Annotated in this window: 14 protein-coding genes and 1 pseudogene; 13 read left to right on the top strand and 2 right to left on the bottom strand. The window is 46.0% G+C overall.

The genetic code is table 11. The annotated features are described in order from the left end of the window. Positions 1 to 85 precede the first annotated feature (85 nt). The 4 genes and pseudogenes from ACKGJP_RS19845 to ACKGJP_RS19830 all read left to right on the top strand — a co-directional run bounded on the left by ACKGJP_RS19845 (position 86) and on the right by ACKGJP_RS19830 (position 3,564). Entirely contained in the window at positions 86 to 964 is an 879-nt protein-coding gene (locus ACKGJP_RS19845) for a LysR family transcriptional regulator (RefSeq protein ID WP_409340550.1), read from the top strand. 12 nt (positions 965 to 976) lie between these two features. Next, a pseudogene (locus ACKGJP_RS19840) lies at positions 977 to 1,063 on the top strand (DNA-binding response regulator); the annotation flags it as partial. A 146-nt stretch (positions 1,064 to 1,209) separates the two neighbouring features. After that, a complete protein-coding gene (locus ACKGJP_RS19835) occupies positions 1,210 to 2,547 on the top strand; it encodes a YheC/YheD family protein (protein WP_409340549.1) in 1,338 nt (445 codons plus the stop codon). Between the two features lie 126 nt (positions 2,548 to 2,673). Further along, positions 2,674 to 3,564, top strand: coding sequence for a glycosyltransferase (locus ACKGJP_RS19830; protein WP_409340548.1), 891 nt, complete (start codon positions 2,674 to 2,676; stop codon positions 3,562 to 3,564). A 348-nt stretch (positions 3,565 to 3,912) separates the two neighbouring features. Here ACKGJP_RS19830 and ACKGJP_RS19825 read toward each other — a convergent pair whose 3' ends face one another. Then, on the bottom strand, positions 3,913 to 5,382 hold the full coding sequence (locus tag ACKGJP_RS19825; RefSeq protein WP_409340547.1) for a flavin monoamine oxidase family protein: 1,470 nt from the start codon (positions 5,380 to 5,382) through the stop codon (positions 3,913 to 3,915). A 319-nt stretch (positions 5,383 to 5,701) separates the two neighbouring features. Between ACKGJP_RS19825 and ACKGJP_RS19820 the strand changes: the two genes are divergently transcribed. The 6 genes from ACKGJP_RS19820 (at position 5,702) to ACKGJP_RS19795 (ending at position 11,160) form a co-directional block, all read left to right on the top strand. Next, a complete protein-coding gene (locus ACKGJP_RS19820; RefSeq protein ID WP_409340546.1) occupies positions 5,702 to 6,124 on the top strand; it encodes a GNAT family N-acetyltransferase in 423 nt (140 codons plus the stop codon). Between the two features lie 353 nt (positions 6,125 to 6,477). Next, positions 6,478 to 6,633, top strand: a complete 156-nt coding sequence (locus ACKGJP_RS19815) for a hypothetical protein (RefSeq protein WP_409340545.1) — start codon at positions 6,478 to 6,480, stop codon at positions 6,631 to 6,633. A gap of 43 nt (positions 6,634 to 6,676) precedes the next feature. After that, entirely contained in the window at positions 6,677 to 7,228 is a 552-nt protein-coding gene (locus ACKGJP_RS19810) for a nucleotidyltransferase domain-containing protein (protein WP_409340544.1), read from the top strand. A 98-nt stretch (positions 7,229 to 7,326) separates the two neighbouring features. Next, positions 7,327 to 8,007: a response regulator transcription factor gene (locus ACKGJP_RS19805; protein WP_409340543.1), complete on the top strand. Its 681-nt coding sequence runs from the start codon at positions 7,327 to 7,329 to the stop codon at positions 8,005 to 8,007. Continuing rightward, entirely contained in the window at positions 8,004 to 9,395 is a 1,392-nt protein-coding gene (locus tag ACKGJP_RS19800) for a sensor histidine kinase (protein ID WP_409340542.1), read from the top strand. Before ACKGJP_RS19805 ends, ACKGJP_RS19800 begins: the two co-directional genes overlap by 4 nt. Positions 9,396 to 9,744: 349 nt before the next feature. Further along, positions 9,745 to 11,160, top strand: coding sequence for a S41 family peptidase (locus tag ACKGJP_RS19795; RefSeq protein WP_409340541.1), 1,416 nt, complete (start codon positions 9,745 to 9,747; stop codon positions 11,158 to 11,160). A gap of 252 nt (positions 11,161 to 11,412) precedes the next feature. On the opposite strand, the gene ACKGJP_RS19790 is transcribed toward ACKGJP_RS19795, so the two are convergent. Then, complete coding sequence (locus ACKGJP_RS19790; protein WP_409340540.1) at positions 11,413 to 12,798, bottom strand: MFS transporter; 1,386 nt, start codon at positions 12,796 to 12,798, stop codon at positions 11,413 to 11,415. A gap of 113 nt (positions 12,799 to 12,911) precedes the next feature. On the opposite strand from ACKGJP_RS19790, the gene ACKGJP_RS19785 reads away from it, so the two are divergent. The 3 genes from ACKGJP_RS19785 (at position 12,912) to ACKGJP_RS19775 (ending at position 17,570) form a co-directional block, all read left to right on the top strand. Further along, entirely contained in the window at positions 12,912 to 13,799 is an 888-nt protein-coding gene (locus ACKGJP_RS19785) for a LysR family transcriptional regulator (protein WP_409340539.1), read from the top strand. A 326-nt stretch (positions 13,800 to 14,125) separates the two neighbouring features. Next, entirely contained in the window at positions 14,126 to 15,967 is a 1,842-nt protein-coding gene (locus tag ACKGJP_RS19780; RefSeq protein ID WP_409340538.1) for a sensor histidine kinase, read from the top strand. A 16-nt stretch (positions 15,968 to 15,983) separates the two neighbouring features. Further along, a complete protein-coding gene (locus ACKGJP_RS19775; protein WP_409340537.1) occupies positions 15,984 to 17,570 on the top strand; it encodes a response regulator in 1,587 nt (528 codons plus the stop codon). The last annotated feature ends 436 nt before the right edge of the window (positions 17,571 to 18,006 follow it).

The raw sequence follows: 18,006 nt of genomic DNA, 5'->3' as shown, positions 1-18,006 counted from the left end.
GTATATTACCGCTTAAAATTCGTACAATTGAATTAAATGATTGAAATGTTCAAAAAAAATGAACCATAACATGGGGGGCGGTTCGATGGACCTTAAAACATTAAAAACGTTTCAACTGATCGTCAAGTACGGTAGTTTTAACCGTGCTGCCGAAGAAATGAATTATGTGCAATCCACCGTCACGATGCAAATCCAAAAACTTGAATCTGAGCTGGGTGTTCAGCTTATCGAGCGCGGAAAAAAAATCCGGTTAACAGAAGCCGGAAGGCTATTTTACGAACAAGGTATGCAAATTGTAAAGAGCATGGAGCTATTGCAAACGAATTTGGCGGATTTGCAGCTAGGAGAGGCAGGATATATTCGTATAGGGGTGACGGAGCCGACTGCCAGTTACCGATTCCCACATATTCTGAAGAGGTTTATCTCTGATTTCCCAAAAATTCGTGTCTCGGTGGACGTTGCGAACACGCCTGTGTTGAGAGAGCGACTGCTCAAAGGAGAGATTGATTTTGCTCTTTGTTCGGCACCGGATCTAGGAGATGAGCTCTATTTTGAACCATTACTGAAGGAAGAATTTACTTTATTGATGCAGGAAAACCACCCGCTTGCCGAAAAGGCGATTGTTGCACCGGATGATATTCGTGGGCACCGTCTGCTCATTACATCAGCTACCTGTCCATACCGTAAAAAGGTTGAAATGGTGTTGCAGGAGTCTGGGCACCTTCCTTTAGACACAATGGAGATTGGGAGTATGACGGCTTTGAAATACTATGTGGAAAGCGGATTAGGCATAGCTCTTGTGCCAAAAATTCTTGTAGATCCCGTTCCTACAGGTACAACGGCTAGGGCTATGAGCGGCGGCCTTATCGATATGACGTTCGGAATCCTCTGTAAAACATCGGAATATCCGTTGAAACATGCAAGCGCTAAGCTTCATCACTATCTCCAGCAGGGGCTTGTCTGATTTAGCGGAAGCAAGGAAGCGCTGGCCGTATATGCCTCAGCGCATGTCGATCTTGTCGTGCTCAATATTATGATGCCGGTTATGGACGGTTGGACGTTGATGCCATATAACCAGAAGATTGGGGAAACCACTGCATGAATCGTTTTGGAGCAGTAATAAAATTACAAACCTAAACGTTAGTCTGTACTCTGCCGGAGCTCAGCTAATATATTGATACAAAAATCTACTGGAAGGATGCGGGACGAATGCATATAGAATGGAATCCGACACTTAACCCCGATCAAATCCTGCTTTCTACACGATGGATCGATCATTTAGGCGAAGTCTCTCAACCGATAACCGTTCATTTTGGAGCTTGGCAAAAAAAGGCGAATGTAAGATTTGATGAACAAATTCAAGACCATACAATCGTTCTGCCTGAAAGGTTAATGAAGGAATTTACCTTGCCGGACGCCATTCCTTTCGAGTTCTACATGGAAGGATCCCATATGTATATCGGACCCGTGATTGCATTTATGGTTTCCAAGCAAAAGCTTACGGAAAGATTAATGCATTATTATCGGCGTTATTTTGCAAATAATCAGGGGATTAAAGGACTTGTCTATATCTGTTCTGTAAAAGGTATTAATCCGGTCCATAAAACCGTCCAAGGATACTACTATAATCAGGACTTGGCTAAAGAAGGGAAAAATCCGTGGAAAAAAGGAATATTTCCTTACCCTTCAGCGGTCTATCGGAGAGTTGGATTGAGAAAGAACAGACTGTATGACGATTTAGCTAATCATATAAGCCACAAAGTGTTCAACTCGGTTTATGTAAACAAATGGGACTTTAGGACGATTTTATCCTCGGATCCTTTGGTTCGCGAACATCTTCCGCATACCATCTCGTTAACCAATTTGCAGAGCCTCGATAACATGCTGGACTTGCACGGGTCTGTCTATTTGAAGCCGGTCAATGGCTCATTCGGAAAAGGTATTAGAAGGGTGGATAAGACAAAACGAGGATATCTATTTATTTATCGGAAAGGGACCAAGTCTTTCATTACCAAGAAAATGTCGGTAAAAAAGCGCATTGGCCGGATGAAGGCTACCTATCCGTATATCATCCAGCAGTCTGTCGCTTTCACCCGCCACAATAAGAATATTGACTTCCGGGTGATCATGCAAAAAGATGCAAGCGAAAAATGGGAGTGCTCCGGGATTGTCGCACGGTTTGGCAGAGAGGGAAGAGTGTACACCAATGATATCAGCTCCATTCAGCTCGCAAGCCATACGCTCCGGGATACTTTTCAATTGGATGATGATCAAGCAAGAAAAAAAGAACAAGAAATGATCTCCATCTGCAGGCAAGCTTGTCTGGTGTTAGAGAAATACTATGGCATTTACGGAGACTTGGGAATTGACGTTGTTGTAGATCCGCATTTAAAGGTGTGGCTTCTTGAAATGAACAGCAGACAACAGCCTGAGATAGCCGTACTGAACGAAGACCCGCATATGTATTACAGAGTGATTGCAAGACCTTTTGAATATGCCAGATCACTCGCAGGATTTACCCAAGAGAAAGTAGCGCTCTACGAGTAGCATCGTGACGAATCGTTAACATACCCATTTTTTTGAAAATGGGGCTGTAACCCAAACCGCAGCCGCTTTGTATGGAATAGAGATAATTAACAGTTTTGAAACCATCATCGCGTTGGGGGGAATGAGATGTTTAAGGGGAACATGCCTTTGGTATCGTTGATTATTCCCGTCAAGAACGAAGGAACCCATCTATGTCGTACCGTCGAGTCGGCATTGGAGGTTAAAACGGAGTATCCGTTTGAAATCGTTGTCGTCGATGACGGCTCAACGGATCATTGCTGTGATTTCCTCGAAACTTCAGAGCAGGGATTTCCAATCAAGCTGATCCGATCTGCCGGGGGACTCGGAGTGGCTATGGCCCGCAATTGCGGAGCCGGACTGTCCGCAGGCGATTACTTGATTTTCTGCGATGCCCATCTTTTTTTCGAAGATCTATGGATTGACCGCCTTCTTGAACCGATTCGAATCGGGAAAGCCGATGCTGTGAATCCGGGTATTGGCGATGCCACCAATCCGGGAAATGCGGGTTACGGATATCGTTGGACGGAACAGTTGGAGCCCAGATGGAACCGCTGGCAGTCTTCCCTTTTTCCGTCGTCCCACTTGGCAGGGGGTTGTTTCGCGATATCCAGGAACGTTTTTTTCGATGTCGGGGGTTTTGATAAAGGCTTCAAGGTTTGGGGCAGAGAGGACGAGGAAATCTCGCTTAAATTATGGTTGTTCGGCTATAAATGCTATGTTGTGCCGAACGTTAACATTCTGCATGTTTTCCGCTCAGACAATCCGCCGTTTAAACTGACATGGGAGGACGTAGATTATAATTTCATACGCATGGCTTACAGTCACTTTAAAGAAGAGCGTATTGCCAAATGCAAAAAACTGATCAAGTATTCCGATCCGGAAAAGATCGAGGCTTTAGTGCTGAAAAGCGATGTGTTGGAACAACGCCGGAACTATTTTTCGCGTCGACAATATGATGATGACTGGTATATGACGGAATTTGGAGTCCTGTTTTAGTCCGGTTTCACATGTTCAGCAACCATCGATTAGGAGGAATTAATAATGGGAATTAATCCTGCACCGGTACCCCCGCCTGTAACAACGACAATGGCGCCGCCGCCAACTACGACTACAACGGCACCGCCGCCGACCACGACGGTCACCCCGTAAATCAGGTAATCGCTAAAGCAATAATGCCTCCGTGATCGACGGGGGCGACCCATTGCGTAGCGCCGACCATAACGGTCGGGAGCTCGGGGTCATATCGGATCCGCGTAAATCGCGGATTTTTTGTTTTGAACGCGCTCAAGATTTGCAAATCTTGAGCACGGATGTTTTTTCACATAGAATGGTTACGAATAGTAGTTACATAGGAGTTGTGTTGATCTCAGCTGCCGCACGAATGGCAGATTGTATCGCCCCCTGAATCCAACCATGATAATCAGAAGCATGCTCACCTGCGAAATATACGCTTCCCTCTGGAATAGAGATGTATGGAGATAGTTCAGTTTCCTGAAATGGTTTAAACATTGTGAAGGCACCGGCTGCAAAGGGGGACAGATCCCAATTATGAGCGACTCCTGTGACAAATGTTTTGTACACGACATCGCCGTGGATGTCAGCCATGATGTTTAGTGCCTTCATTACTTGTTCTTCATTTGACATGTTAATCCAAGGCAGCGAGTCATCTTCCCACGTATAACTTGCCAAAACAACACCGCCTGGTCCTCCGGAATGATGACTGGGGTAGTAAGAAAGTCGAATAGGCAAGTCGGTAACGGTCTGACCGCCATACAAACCATTTTCTTCCCAGAACCTATGCGAAAATTGGATGCCTATTTTTGTGGAGGAGACATAGTGAAGCTGACGAATGGCAGTCCATTTATGATAAGAGAACAAATTATTCGGTTCTACTTCGACTAGTTGCAGCACGGAAAAAGGAACGGTAATGATTGCAAGATCAGCCGTTACCTGAAACGGCTCCGTAGTTTGGGTCTGTACGCCGGCGATCGTTACATGGTTGCCGTTATGGATAATTTTGGTCATCCTGCTGTTGAAATGAATATTCTCTTTTAAATGTGGAAGGAATGAACGGGGTAGTTTGTCAAACCCGCCTGAGATTTCATAAAACCGGGTAGTAGGCGTGAGGAGGATAAAGTCACGTAAGATTTCCAAAAATGAAAGCTCAGGGAATCCTTCAAAACCGGTCATCACATTGATCATATTTACCGCAGCGGCAGACAATGATGGGCCTACCGGGTTGTTGCGCATAAAAAGTTCCATCGAATATTTATCAAGTTCTTTGATTACAATCGGCCAATGCTTTTCAGGATCTTGATTAATATAGTCCATTATTGGCTTTACTGCACGTTGGGCTAATTCTTCAGCCGTCTTCCCTCTTTCATGCGGAGCTAAAGGAAAGCGAAGAATGTTGGGATCTTTTTCGTAAATCCAACGGCGTGTTTTTACACCGTTCACATATAGCAGATCATTAGGAGTCGTGTTAATAAATTCATTAAGGGGCAAGCGAAATTTCGAGATGTATTCCAAAGTTAATTGATGGGTACTAGGAATTCTCATTGCACCCGCCTCAATAAACTGATCATTAATAAAAGGAGAACGAAGCGTGAAGACACGGCCTCCTACCCGGTCGGAGGCTTCGAGTATCGTTACCTGATGTCCTGCATCTTTAAGCAAAGAGGCCGAAACCAATCCTGCCATCCCCGCGCCGACGATAACGATGCGTTTCGGAGAAGTAGTTTTGGGTAGCCCATTCCTGATGAATGAAACCATTGTGGATTGAGATAGTGAAGAGGCTGAAGAGGCGTTAACCATATTTATTCCCCTAGAAGTTAATTTTTGAATACATAGTATTCAGGAATTTGCCTAGATGTGATAGCTTGATTGGGGGAGGATTATGGATAATGTTGTTCGTACAAGCTTTTATTGAACTCCCTCGGAAACGAGAGCTCGGTAAACTACTCCACAAGGCGGCCGCGAGATTCTAATGGTTGGTTGTTTAATTAAAATTTACGAAAAATTTGTTTCTATTTTACACAGGGATTACAACCGCTACTTGTTAACAAGATAAGATAGCCCAATAAATAAATGATTGCTAATCAATCAGAAATTTGTATGCGGGGGGATGCCGGACATGGGAATTAGAAGGGCAAAAGTCGAAGATTGGAGAGAAATTTCCGAACTTATGGATCAGTTGGGTTATCCGGATACGAAATCATTTATGCCGGGGAGAATCAAACAATTGATTGAACTTCCGGATGAGGAATTATTGGTGTATGAATTGGAAGGGAAAGCGGTTGCCGTCCTCTCCATTCATTTTATCCCTCAACTGGCGTTGGAAGGCGATTTTGCGCGAATCAGCTATTTTTCAGTCGATCACAGAATCAGAAGTAAGGGAATTGGAAAGGAGCTTGAGCAATTTTGCGTCAAGCTGGCATCGGAACGACATTGCGACAGAATCGAAGTCCATTGCCATTCTGGAAGAACGGATGCACACCGTTTTTACTTCCGGCAAAACTTTGAAGAATCGCCAAAGTATCTGATAAAAAAGCTTTAGCATTTGTCCGAAGGGTGAATGGTTTGGCTGCTAGCATCTGAAGTTAGACATTAAACTATTGGAAGCAAGAACTTCATATGAAACTCTGACGAGGCTGCCGAAGTGGATCGGCAGCCTCGCTGCGCTTTGACGGGCAGGATAACTTAACGATTTGTCGAACCCCATATTATGGATGATACTTGTTATAGGGGGATTATTTTTCAGACACTTCAAGCTGTTTTTGTAGATCGTGACGGAACCATAGGTGGGACCGGTCATTTCGTTCATCCTCGCGACTTTGAGCTATTTCCTTCCTCATTAGAAGTATTAAAATTATTAAAAGCACAGGGTATTATAGAAAGGAATGGGATTAGATGGGCATGATTATTATGTTAATCATTTATTTGTTGGTGGGAGCACTAATTATTAAAGTAGGCATAGATAATTCTAAAAGCACTCAATATTCAAAAGAAATATTAAAAGAATTGCGAGAAATAAAAGAACTTATGATAAGAAATAAAAACGAATAGCTCCAGTCAATTTCGTTAAGTTGTTTACAGGAGGTTCCTGCAAATGTCGCAGCAAAAATTCACGGGATTAGACGATCAAACCCAATCTCAATTAAAAATACTTGGTGAGATAGCTGATATATTTTCATCCCTCCACGGACGTTTCTGGTTGCGCGGCGGTTGGGCGATAGATTTTCTGCTTGGACGGATTACCCGGACTCACGAGGACATAGATCTAGTTACTTGGAAACGGCATCAAGGAAGACTCGAACAATCGCTAGTGGAGGCAGGGTTTGAGCACATACCAGTGAGCAAGAGACAGTCAGATTTCCGCAAGGGTGAAGTGGACATCCAGTTTTTATATCTCACACGAGGAATTAACGGACACATCATCCCGCACGACTTACCCGAGTGGGTATGGAGACCCGATGCATTGCCATCGCAGCGTTTCGAGCTTTGCGGCATATCAGCATGTGTATTGAGCCCGCACCAATTGTTGGAAGAAAAGGTGGTGTATGAGCAAATAGGCAGGACAGCACGTCCCAAGGATCTGGAGAGCAAAAATTTACTCCAAAGCATCATATCGACACGCTCTGTGGGTCAACGTAGACCTTGAATATTTCCGGGGTCTTTCGTTCCGCTAACGGAAACGAGAGCTCGATAATCAATTAGTGACCCCAGACAGGCAATAGCTTCCATTGGAGGATTGTATACATGGTCAAAATTCTTATCGTGGACGACGATCCGCACATTCGCGCCCTGATGCGCCTTTACTTGAAGAATGAAGGGTTCGATCTGAGCGAAGCGGACAACGGCAACGATGCGCATGCCATCGTCAAAAGTTCGGGAATCGATCTGGTCATCCTCGACATTATGATGCCGCATATGGACGGATGGGATTTGTGCAAAGAGATTCGGAAAAGCGATCCCGACATTCCGCTTCTGATGGTAACGGCCAAGGGCGAATCAAGTCAGAAAATAAAAGGCTTCCAGCTCGGGACCGACGATTATATGACGAAGCCGTTCGATCCGGTTGAGCTTGTGATGAGGGTTAAAGCGTTACTGAAGCGATATCGTATTGTCTCCTCCCAGGTCATCCCGTTGGGTGAAATCGTGCTGAACCGCAAAACGTATAAAGTCATGCGGGGAGACGAGGAATTGGTTCTGCCTCTGAAAGAATTCGAACTGCTGTTCATGCTTGCCGGCCACCCGGGGCAGATTTTTACGAGAGAGCAGCTGATCACACAGATTTGGGGCATGGATTACGAAGGCGACGACCGGACCGTCGACGTTCATATCAAGCGGCTACGGGAACGCTTTGCCGGGGACGTCCGCCATTTTCGCATTGAAACGGCACGAAGCGTCGGTTATCGGCTGGCGGTGAATCCGGGATGAAAACGTTATACGTTCGCGTCGTGCTGACTTTTCTGGCCGTGATCGTAATCAGCTTGATCTCATCCCTTCTCCTCGCCCTTGCTCTATTCCAGAATGATCTAAACGATACGGGGAAAAACGATATGATGGCGATCGGGGTTCGTATGATACGCGTGTACGAACAAACGAATCCTCCGGATTTGGAAGCTTTCATGGAAAATATGGCCGAAATGGTTTCCTATACTTTGCTGCTTTACGACGGCAATGGCGGGGTGAACGCCTATGTACCGACCAAGGGCAAGAAGGCCGAAGCGATCAACCCGGAATCCGTTCGCAAGGTGCTGGGAGGAGAGTTGTACCGTTCGCAAAGAAAGGATAAAGAAACGTTCGTCGGCATTCCGTTTTCATCCGAAGGAAAACGTTATGCCATATTTTTGCAGAGCTCTTCCAAGAACGAAATCACGATCATCCGTTTGTTATTCGCCATTCTGTTCCTCATGCTCGCGATCGGAAGCTTGTGCATTCTCATTGCCGGCAGATACCTGGTGAAGCCTCTTCAAGCGATGACGGATGCAACTAAGCGGCTGGCCAAAGGCGACTTCGAGGTTGAGTTGAAAATCAATCGCGGAGACGAGCTGGGAACTCTCTCGCGGAGCATTAACGACATGGCCCGAGAAATCAAGCAAATGGAGCGGATGCGGCAGGATTTCGTATCGAACGTGTCTCATGAAATCCAATCGCCGTTAACTTCCATCTCCGGATTCGCGAAGGCGTTGAAGGATGGCAATTTGGTTATTGCAGAGGACGATCGCGTCCAATACTTGGATATTATCGTTACCGAGAGCGACAGGTTGTCCAGACTAAGCGATAATCTGCTGAAGTTAACTTCCCTCGAATCGGATCATCATCCGTTCGAGACGGAATCGTTTACCCTCGATGAACAAATTCGGCGAGTCATCGTCGCGTGCGAGTCCCAGTGGTCGGCCAAAAACATTCACGTCGATATAGCGTTCCCTTCGGGTGCGGGCGTCAGAATAACGGCCGACCGGGATCAACTCAATCAGGTTTGGATGAATTTGCTCGGGAATGCCATCAAGTTCACGCCCCACGCAGGACAAATCCTCATCGCGATCAGCCGACCTCATCCTCATGAGATTGCCGTTGCGATAAGCGATTCCGGGATCGGCATAGCGCCGGAGGATGTAAGCCCTATTTTCGAGCGCTTTTACAAAGTGGACAAGTCGCGGGCCGAAGACCGGAACGGCAATGGTCTCGGTCTTGCCATCTCCCAAAAAATCGTTGCTCTCCATCACGGAAGCATAGAAGTGAAAAGTACGGTCGGTCTGGGCACAACGTTCACCGTGACGCTCCCCGCTGTCCCACCTTCCGGTTCCGCCTTTAATAAATGAGTTCACGCTCCGTTCATATTTCTCCGATAAGCTCATTGCGAAACACATTGAACCGATCGGAGGAATAAGAACGATGAACTTTATTCAAGATGTTATGGATTCATTGAAATGGTTGACTGTCTGGACAATGATTTTATGTGCGCTAAACTTGCTCGTCTTACTGAGGTATGCTTTGCCCCTCCTCCAAAATAACCGGTGGTTTGATTTTATACCGAGCGTTGGTGTAATCATTGCGGTTATAAGCCTTATTAATGGCGATGCCTCTATACTGGCTCTTCTGGTTTACTCCTCTACGGTCATCCTTTTCTTATGCACCATTAGACGAATCTTCAAAAGGGCCATTAAACCGATGTCCCCGAAATTTCGGATCGTCATGGTTATCGTTTGCGTCATCGGTTCCCTGCCTACGCTATTGGCATTATCCAGTGCGGGTGAAATTCGATACAATCCGGTGAGCGATTTAAGCCATAAGAGCTATTCCAAAGCGTTCATCGCGATGAACGAAAGATTGTCCGTCGAATATCCTTTCGGAGACTGGAAAAAAATCGATTGGGAAGCACAGAGAAATAAATACGAGCCTCTATTCCTCCAAGCGGAAATCAACCAAGATCCGAACCTCTACTATAAAGCTTTAAGGGATTATCTCTTCTCTTTCCGTGATGGTCATATCAAAATCGCGAACGAAAATCTGTACGACGATAATAGCACGTTTAAGAATGAGGTTGGCGGCGGAGTCGGTATTAGCGCGGTTCGATTGGATAACGGCAAGGTGTTGGTTAGCTTGCTGTTAGCGGGTAGCCCGGCCGACAAAAGCGGAATCAAGCTCGGAGCCGAAATCATTTCGTGGGATGGGAAAGACGTTCAGAAAGCATTGGACCAAACGTCCTGGAGCGAGAACCCGTCGGCAACCGAAGGTGACCGGATTCAAAATCAAGGACGATTCTTGGCAAGAGCTCCGATCGGCAAACAAATCCAAGTCGAATATCGGAATCGGGACGATCAAGCGATCATGACTGCGATGCTTACAGCCTACGACGATCAGTACGAGACCTTGAAGAAAACGAAGGTAAAGCTGAAGAAAGAAGATCCTCCCGTGGAAGGCGAGATCCTTCGGAAGGAATACGGCTACGTTAAAATCAGATATTTCCTTCCCGGAACAACGCAAACCGATCCCGCGCAAGCGCTGGAAGATCAATTAAAAGCGTTTCTAGAGAAACACGTAAAGGGAGTAATCATCGATCTACGGGATAATCCGGGCGGAGACGATGACCTTGTTGCCCAAATGGCAGGACATTTCGTGAACGAGAAAAAGATCTTTGAATACGTCAGTTACTACAATCGGAATACGGGACGTTTCGAAATCAACCGTGCCGAAACCAGAACCGTTCATCCTTCGCGGATTACCTTTCCAGGGAAAATCGCTGTCCTCATTAATCATAACACCGCAAGCTCGGGGGAAGGCTTACCTTTGTTTTTAAAAGGAATGCCTAATGTCAAGATTGTCGGCTTTACGTCTACGAACGGTTCGTTCGGCGTCGTGTCCGCTCCTATAGAAATAAAAATGCCGGGAGGATATGACGTGCGGTTTCCGGATGGCAGGTCCCTAAATCGAGACAAAACGATTCAAGGCGATAGCGATGAACGCGGACAAGGCGGAGCGACTCCCGATATTACGGTTCCCATGAACGAACAAACGTTTAAGATGATGGTTATCGAAGGGCAGGACGTGGAATTGAATTTTGCGTTAGCTTCTTTCAATGGCTAGTTGGTGGACCATGATAAAACGGTGCATCAGAAAAAAGAAGAACTCCTGGCATTCATCCCGGGAGTTCTTCTTTCCATGTTACTCGTAGTCGGCCAATCCAAAATAGTGCAGCGAGATGATGTTCTCGAACCCGAAAACGAATGTCTTTTTCGAGCGGTGGTTCCATGACTGAGCTGCGTATTCGACTTTCGCGTCATGGAAGCTCTGCAGTCGTGTCTTGCCCTCATCGAGTCCGGTATGGTCTTAGGGAACCTACGACTCTTGCAATTGCCCTGACTCCCGGCGCCGCCGACTCATGAATACCAAGGACAATGCAATGACCGTGAGGATAATTCCTAGCACTCGAAATCCCCCGAAGCTGAACATATCGCCCATTACGATGCCTATCAACAAGGAAGAGAGAATGGTTCCAAGGTATCTTGATGTATGAAATATTCCGGATGCTACACCGATTATTTCTTTTGGAGAACTTTTGAACAAGGCGGCTTGCATAGCGACACTATTCAATCCGTTGCTAATACCGAATGCTGCTAACGCTAAACACACACTTATAACCGGTGAAGTTTGATTCAATGTAACGATCCATATTGACCCCAGTGTCATCAGTATGCCGGACAGTAACAATGCCGGCCTGGGTCCTGATTTATCGATCCATCGTCCTGCTAATGGAGAAACAACGAGCGAGCACAAACCCAAGCTTAGCATGAGAATCCCTGTATGGAATTCGTTGACATGACGTACCATTTGCAAGTAGGACGGAAGCCCGAAAAAGATCGAGTAAAAAAGTACGTTAACGAGCATGAATTGGACATTGACCCAAGTCATCTCAGGATATTTGGCGAATGTGCGCAAAGGAATAAAGGGTGACGTCGCTTTTAACTCATGTCGTACGAAAGCCACAAGCAGTACGAACCCTATCAGCCCGACAATGGCGCTTATTATTGAGACATGTCCAGATGATTTTGCTGACAATAAGCCAATGAGCAGGGCAACCAGGCCCACTGTGAATAGCAGGATCCCTGACGCATCAACCAACTCCAACCATTTACGAAAGGACATGCCCCTTGTAACGGATGTTGACGGTTCGTCCTTGGGAATATGCCTCCAAGCTAACAGTAAGCTCGCCGCCGCGAACGGAATATTGACAAAAAAGATAGCAGGCCAATCCCACCAGTGGATCAAGACCCCGCCAATAAAGGGTCCAATTGCTGCAGCTCCGGATAGGAATATGGACAAAACGGACAGCGCAGTCGCTTGTTTCTCCGTAATATGAATGCGTACTAGAGCCATTCCAACGGCTACCATCATGCTTGTTCCGATGGATTGCACGATGCGGAACACGATGAGCCACCCAAAGTTTGGTGATAGTGGAGCTAATAATGAAGCAACGAAGGCTACAACAAGCCCGATAAGAAAAATCTTCTTGCGGTCGAATAAATCACTGGCTTTCCCCATGACAGGTTGAGCGATGCAACTTGCAATGTAGAAAGAAAAAATAATCCAGGAAACAACTGTAAAGTCAAGTTGGTACACATTTTGCAGCCTGGTTATAGCAACAGAAATCATCGAAGAATTTAATGGGTTGAGTAGTATCCCCAGTCCAACGGAAATCATCAACCACCTGCTGCGAGCATTCATTTTGAATTCCTCCCATAGTGTTATGAGGATATCGTATTTGAAATCGCATATTTACTCCAACGCATTCTATGTTATGATTTCATTGATCTGAAGGAATGAATGGAGGGTGCGAAATGGAACTTCTTCAATTGCAATATTTTCTGGCGGTAGCTCGATTGGAACATATGACCGAAGCTGCACGAATTCTGCATGTGACTCAATCGTCACTTAGCAAAACGATTCAACGTCTGGAGGAGGATCTTGGGGTCCCTCTATTCGATCGAACAGGGAGAAAGCTGCGACTCAATGAGTTCGGAAATAGATTCCTTCACCGTGCAGAAAGGGCTTTATTTGAATTGGAACAGGGGAAGCAGGAGCTTAGCGATTTGTCCGGCCCGGATCAGGGCACACTCGAATTGGCGGTGACTACCGCAAGCACATTACCCCATATCCTTCGAACGTTTCGGAAAAAGCGCCCCCATATTCAATTTCATGTGCAAATGCTGACCACACAGGAAATGGTTACGCTTCTTCAACGAGGAGAGGTCAACTTCTGCTTGTCCTCACCTCCTATTGAGGGGGATGACATTGAATGTCAAATCGTGTTCATCGACCCCATCCTTGTAGCTGTTCCAAAGGGGCATCGGCTGGCAGAACGAAGTAGCGTATCCTTGACAGAACTAAGGGATGAATGGTTTGTCGGTGTAAAGAGAGGTTACGGTACTCGCGATTTAGTAGACTCTGTATGCAAATCGGCTGGATTTGTACCTAAATATGTGTATGAGGGAGATGAACCTGCAAGGCTAAGCGCTCTAGTGGAAGCGGAAATTGGCATAGCCTTCATACCGAGCACGGCAAGGAATTCACGGGAACCGATCACCTATCTCCAAGTAGAGAATCACGAATTGGTACGGGAAATAGCTCTGCTATGGCACAAGAGTCGGTACATTTCGCAGGCTGCGCTGGAATTCCGCAAGGTCGTTTCAGAATATTTCGGGTCGATATCCGAGCAGACAATTTAATCATGCTAGTTTAGGAATCGGATATAAATTTGGAGGGGGTAAGTTGTGTATGGATAATTATACCAACCCAAATATCCTGACAAATAATGTGCCATGTCTTGACTGTAAGGGTTCAGCGGCGTTATCCTCACATTGTTGAAAGCGTTTCTATTCATCCGAACGAAGAGTGGTTCAGCCTAAACGGTGGCAGTAACATTCCATGAACGGCCCGCAATAGCTCCGATCCTGGCGAGTGGCGGGCTTGTTGACGTCCGCAAGACGAAGCCCTGCAGCCGCAATTGCTTAAGCAGGGGAGTGAAAGGCATTCCAAATAGAGGGGGAGAGGAATGTTTCCAAAGCGAATGATTTCGAATAACATAAGGCTCTGGAAAAAGTTTATTTTGATTTACTTGATCGTGACGATTATTCCGATCTTGGCTCTGGAATATTTCCTCTCACAGAGTATCGGCTCGATATCTTTCAGAAGCTCCCTGGAGCTGTCCAAGGTTTCGGTCGACCAGCTTGAAGAAAACTTAACGAATAAGCTGAAAGTTTACTACGATATGATCGACGGGCTATCGAACGATCTTCAGTTTACGAAATATTTGAATACGAACTATACGTCGTCTTTTGAAGCCCTGAATGATTACAACCTTTTCATCAGGCCGCTGATGTCCATGTTGAGCTATAAAAATGCCGAATCGGTCATTCGCGTATATACGAAAAACTCTACCATCGGATTTTCCAGGATTACGAATAATTCCATGGATGATTTTGTTAAGGAAGGATGGGCGGATCTTTCAAATCCGGTAGGGGGCACGATCAGGTGGGCTGGAGCCGGAAATTCGATCAAAATGTCCGATAAGGAGTATTTGGGCAGTTACAGATTTCTGTTTAACGATACGACAAACGAATATAAACCGGAATCCGTGCTTGCGGTTTTTTTCAGAAAAGATGAGTTGTTTTCTCTTATTTCCAAGGAATTCGAAGGCGGGAAAAAAATATTCATAAGCGATGCCAAAGGCGATATCGTCCTTTCTACCGAAAATGATAAAAATTATAGAAGCTTGAAGGATGTCGCAATGGAAGACGAATACAGGAAGGGCAGCGATGAATATTCATTTGCCCGGTATGAAGAAAGCGATTACATTGTGCTCAGGAAGCAGCTCGATCATCCGTCAATCAACGTAAACAATTGGAGCATTGTTTATATGATTCCGGCGGGAGCCGTACATTCAAGCATTCAGCATATCCGAATGACAAGCTTGGTTCTTTGCTTGCTCTGTATTGTGTTTTCTTTAATTTTAACGGTCCTCTTATCGCGGAATATTACGGGAAGAATAAGCAGGCTTCTAAGAAAAATAAGCAATGTCAAACGTGGAAACTTTACGATTTCGGATGGAGCGGAGGGTACGGATGAGATCAGCATACTGGATAACAGCTTTAATGAAATGACCGGAAGAATCCACACGCTGATTCATGAGGTCTATGAAGCCGAAATCCAGGTAACGAAGGAAAAGCTCAAAAACAGCATCATCGAAACAAGGGCAAGGGAGGCGGAAATTCATACGCTTCAGAGCCAAATCAATCCGCATTATTTATTCAACACCCTTGAATCCATTCGGATGAAGCTGCTTATTAAGGGCGACAGAGAGTCATCGGATATCATCGGCATGTTCGGCGAAACCTTTAGGCTGGCGCTAAGCAACCATAACGAAACATACAAGCTTTCGGACGAACTGCGGTTTGTCGAATCCTTTTTCCTGATCCAAAAATACCGGTATGGCGATAGGATCAACTACGAGAAAGATGTGCCTGCCGAACTGCTGAACGTATATATCCCGAAGTTGATTTTGCAGCCTCTTGTCGAAAATGCGATCTACCATGGAATAGAAAGAAAAGCGGCCGGGGGGACAGTAGTTGTGCTCGCCCGTATCGCGGATGGAAAGCTTGTTTTAACGATAACGGATAATGGAGCCGGGATGGATGAGGACGAGTTGATTCAAGTGAGGGATGCGATCGATAAGAGCAATCAAGCGGACAATCCTATGGGAGACACAAGGATTGCCCTTCGAAATATTCATACCCGGCTCCGCTTGCTGTACGGGGATCCATACGGCCTGGTCATTCACAGCAGCAAGGGAATCGGGACTGAGGTAACGGTCAGTTTGCCGATGGACGCCAGTTGAACAGGAGGGGACAAGCATGTATAAAGTTTTGTTCGTGGATGACGAGCCCAATATTTGCGAAGGACTGAAGCTGATCATCGATTGGGAGAGCGAGGGCTTCGGCATTGCGGGCGTTGCATTTAACGGGATGGATGCGCTCAAACAGCTGGATACTACCGCCGCCGATCTCATTATTACGGATGTAAGAATGCCCGAAATGTCCGGTATCGAGCTGGCAAAAAAACTGAGTGAGACGAATAATCGCGCAAAGGTCATTATCATCAGCGGTTACTCGGAGTTTGAATATGCAAGAGAAGCTTTGCGGTACGGGGTCCGCAATTATCTATTGAAGCCGATAAACAGGGATATGCTGGAAAACACGGTGCGATCCATTAAAAAAGAACTGGATGCCGAACAGACAAACAAACTTTTGCTCAAAAAGCGGGAGGCATTTATACGAGAGAAGCTTCTTGTTCAGTTGGTCAAAACCGGAGCGTGGGAGAAAACGGATTACGATTCGGGTGATTGGGGACAGAGCCTGATGAACAGCGCCTGCTGCGTCGCTGTCGTTCAGTTTGGCGGCGAACGGCATGCGGATCGCATACCGAGCGAAATGAAAACCGGCATTTCCATGCGAAACGTCAAGGAAATCATGTGCGGCACGCTGGATAAGCATAAATGCGGGTATGTGTTCGAAACGGAAGAGAAGGATAAACTCGGAGCCCTTCTTTACAGCGGGGAGCGCGGCGTGAGTTACATCAAAGAAGTTGTGCTGCCGGAGCTGTATACGGATATTCAGCAGGTTGCAAGCGGCGATATTACAATAGGACTCGGAAATAACGCGATGAGTGCAGCGGCGATTCCCCAATCGTATCGAAACGGCTGCAGAGCCGCCAAATGGCAACGGCTGATTCATGGAACAGGGATGGTTTTCTTCGACGATATGGAAATCGACTTCCATTCCGATTCGGCCTGGGATCATGCCGCCCTGATGAGCAAGGTTCGGCAATACGATGAGGCCGGCATTCTGCATGAGACGGAACGCCTTTCCCAGTATGCGGGTTCTTTGCAAGAGCCGAATAAGGCGCTTTATTCCATCATGATCGGCATTTTTATAGAGCTTGCAGCCACGATGAACGAAATCGGCGGCGATTTAAAAATCATTCTCGACAATGATATCGATGCAGCGAATGTCAGTGCCGAAAACGGCGTTGTGCAGCTTGTCGCGTTTATCGAGGCCGCATGCGTCAAAACGGCTTTCTTTATCAAGGAGAAAGGCGGCGGCTTCGACCATGATGTGCTCAACCATATCGTCCAATATGTGAACGGCCATTATAATACGGATCTGAATTTGGCGACGCTCTCGAGCAAGTTTTTTCTTAATCAAGGGTATATCGGAAAGCTGTTCAAAAAGCATACGGGTATGGGATTCGTCGATTATTTGAACGGCATCCGAATGGAAAAAGCGGCGAAACTGCTGGAAGAGGGCTATTTGAAAACGTATGAAGTCTGCGAGGAGGTCGGGTACAAAGATTTAAATTACTTTTATCGGATATTCAAGAAATTCAAGGGTGTTTCTCCAGCGGAGTACAAAAAAACCAGTCGGACGCGAAGTTTAACGTAAGTGCTTTCATCATCTGTGCTTTTTTGCCCTGCTTTAATAACGGTTTTGTCATGTTACATTCACGGCGCTCCTCTTCTAGAATAAAGGTGTAAGGCACAACCACCATACCATAGAAGAGGGGGATACGATGATTGCGAAGAGCAGTACGGCGAGGAACGAATCGGAAGCGAAAATAGCCTATTATCAAGACGAACTTGGCAGGAGTGACCCATAAGCTAAAACAATTCGCCGGAGAGATGAATGTATGTTCCCCAATATAGATATAATAAATCTTTAATATCGGAGATGTGAAGTTGAAACCAAGTTTTCCAGCTATCTCTTGTGAGGCTTTGGCGACATAGGGAACTTAGACGATTAGTAGGACAAATAGCCATTTTGATAAATGAAAGGGCTTACAAGTTTTGGGGTGATCGACGCTGCCGGACTGCAAGCCGGA

It is taken from the genome of Paenibacillus litoralis (genome assembly GCF_046244365.1).
Classification (GTDB): domain Bacteria; phylum Bacillota; class Bacilli; order Paenibacillales; family NBRC-103111; genus Paenibacillus_V.
Note: the sequence above shows the minus strand (reverse complement) of the source record. Positions and strands in the feature narration are given on the sequence as shown.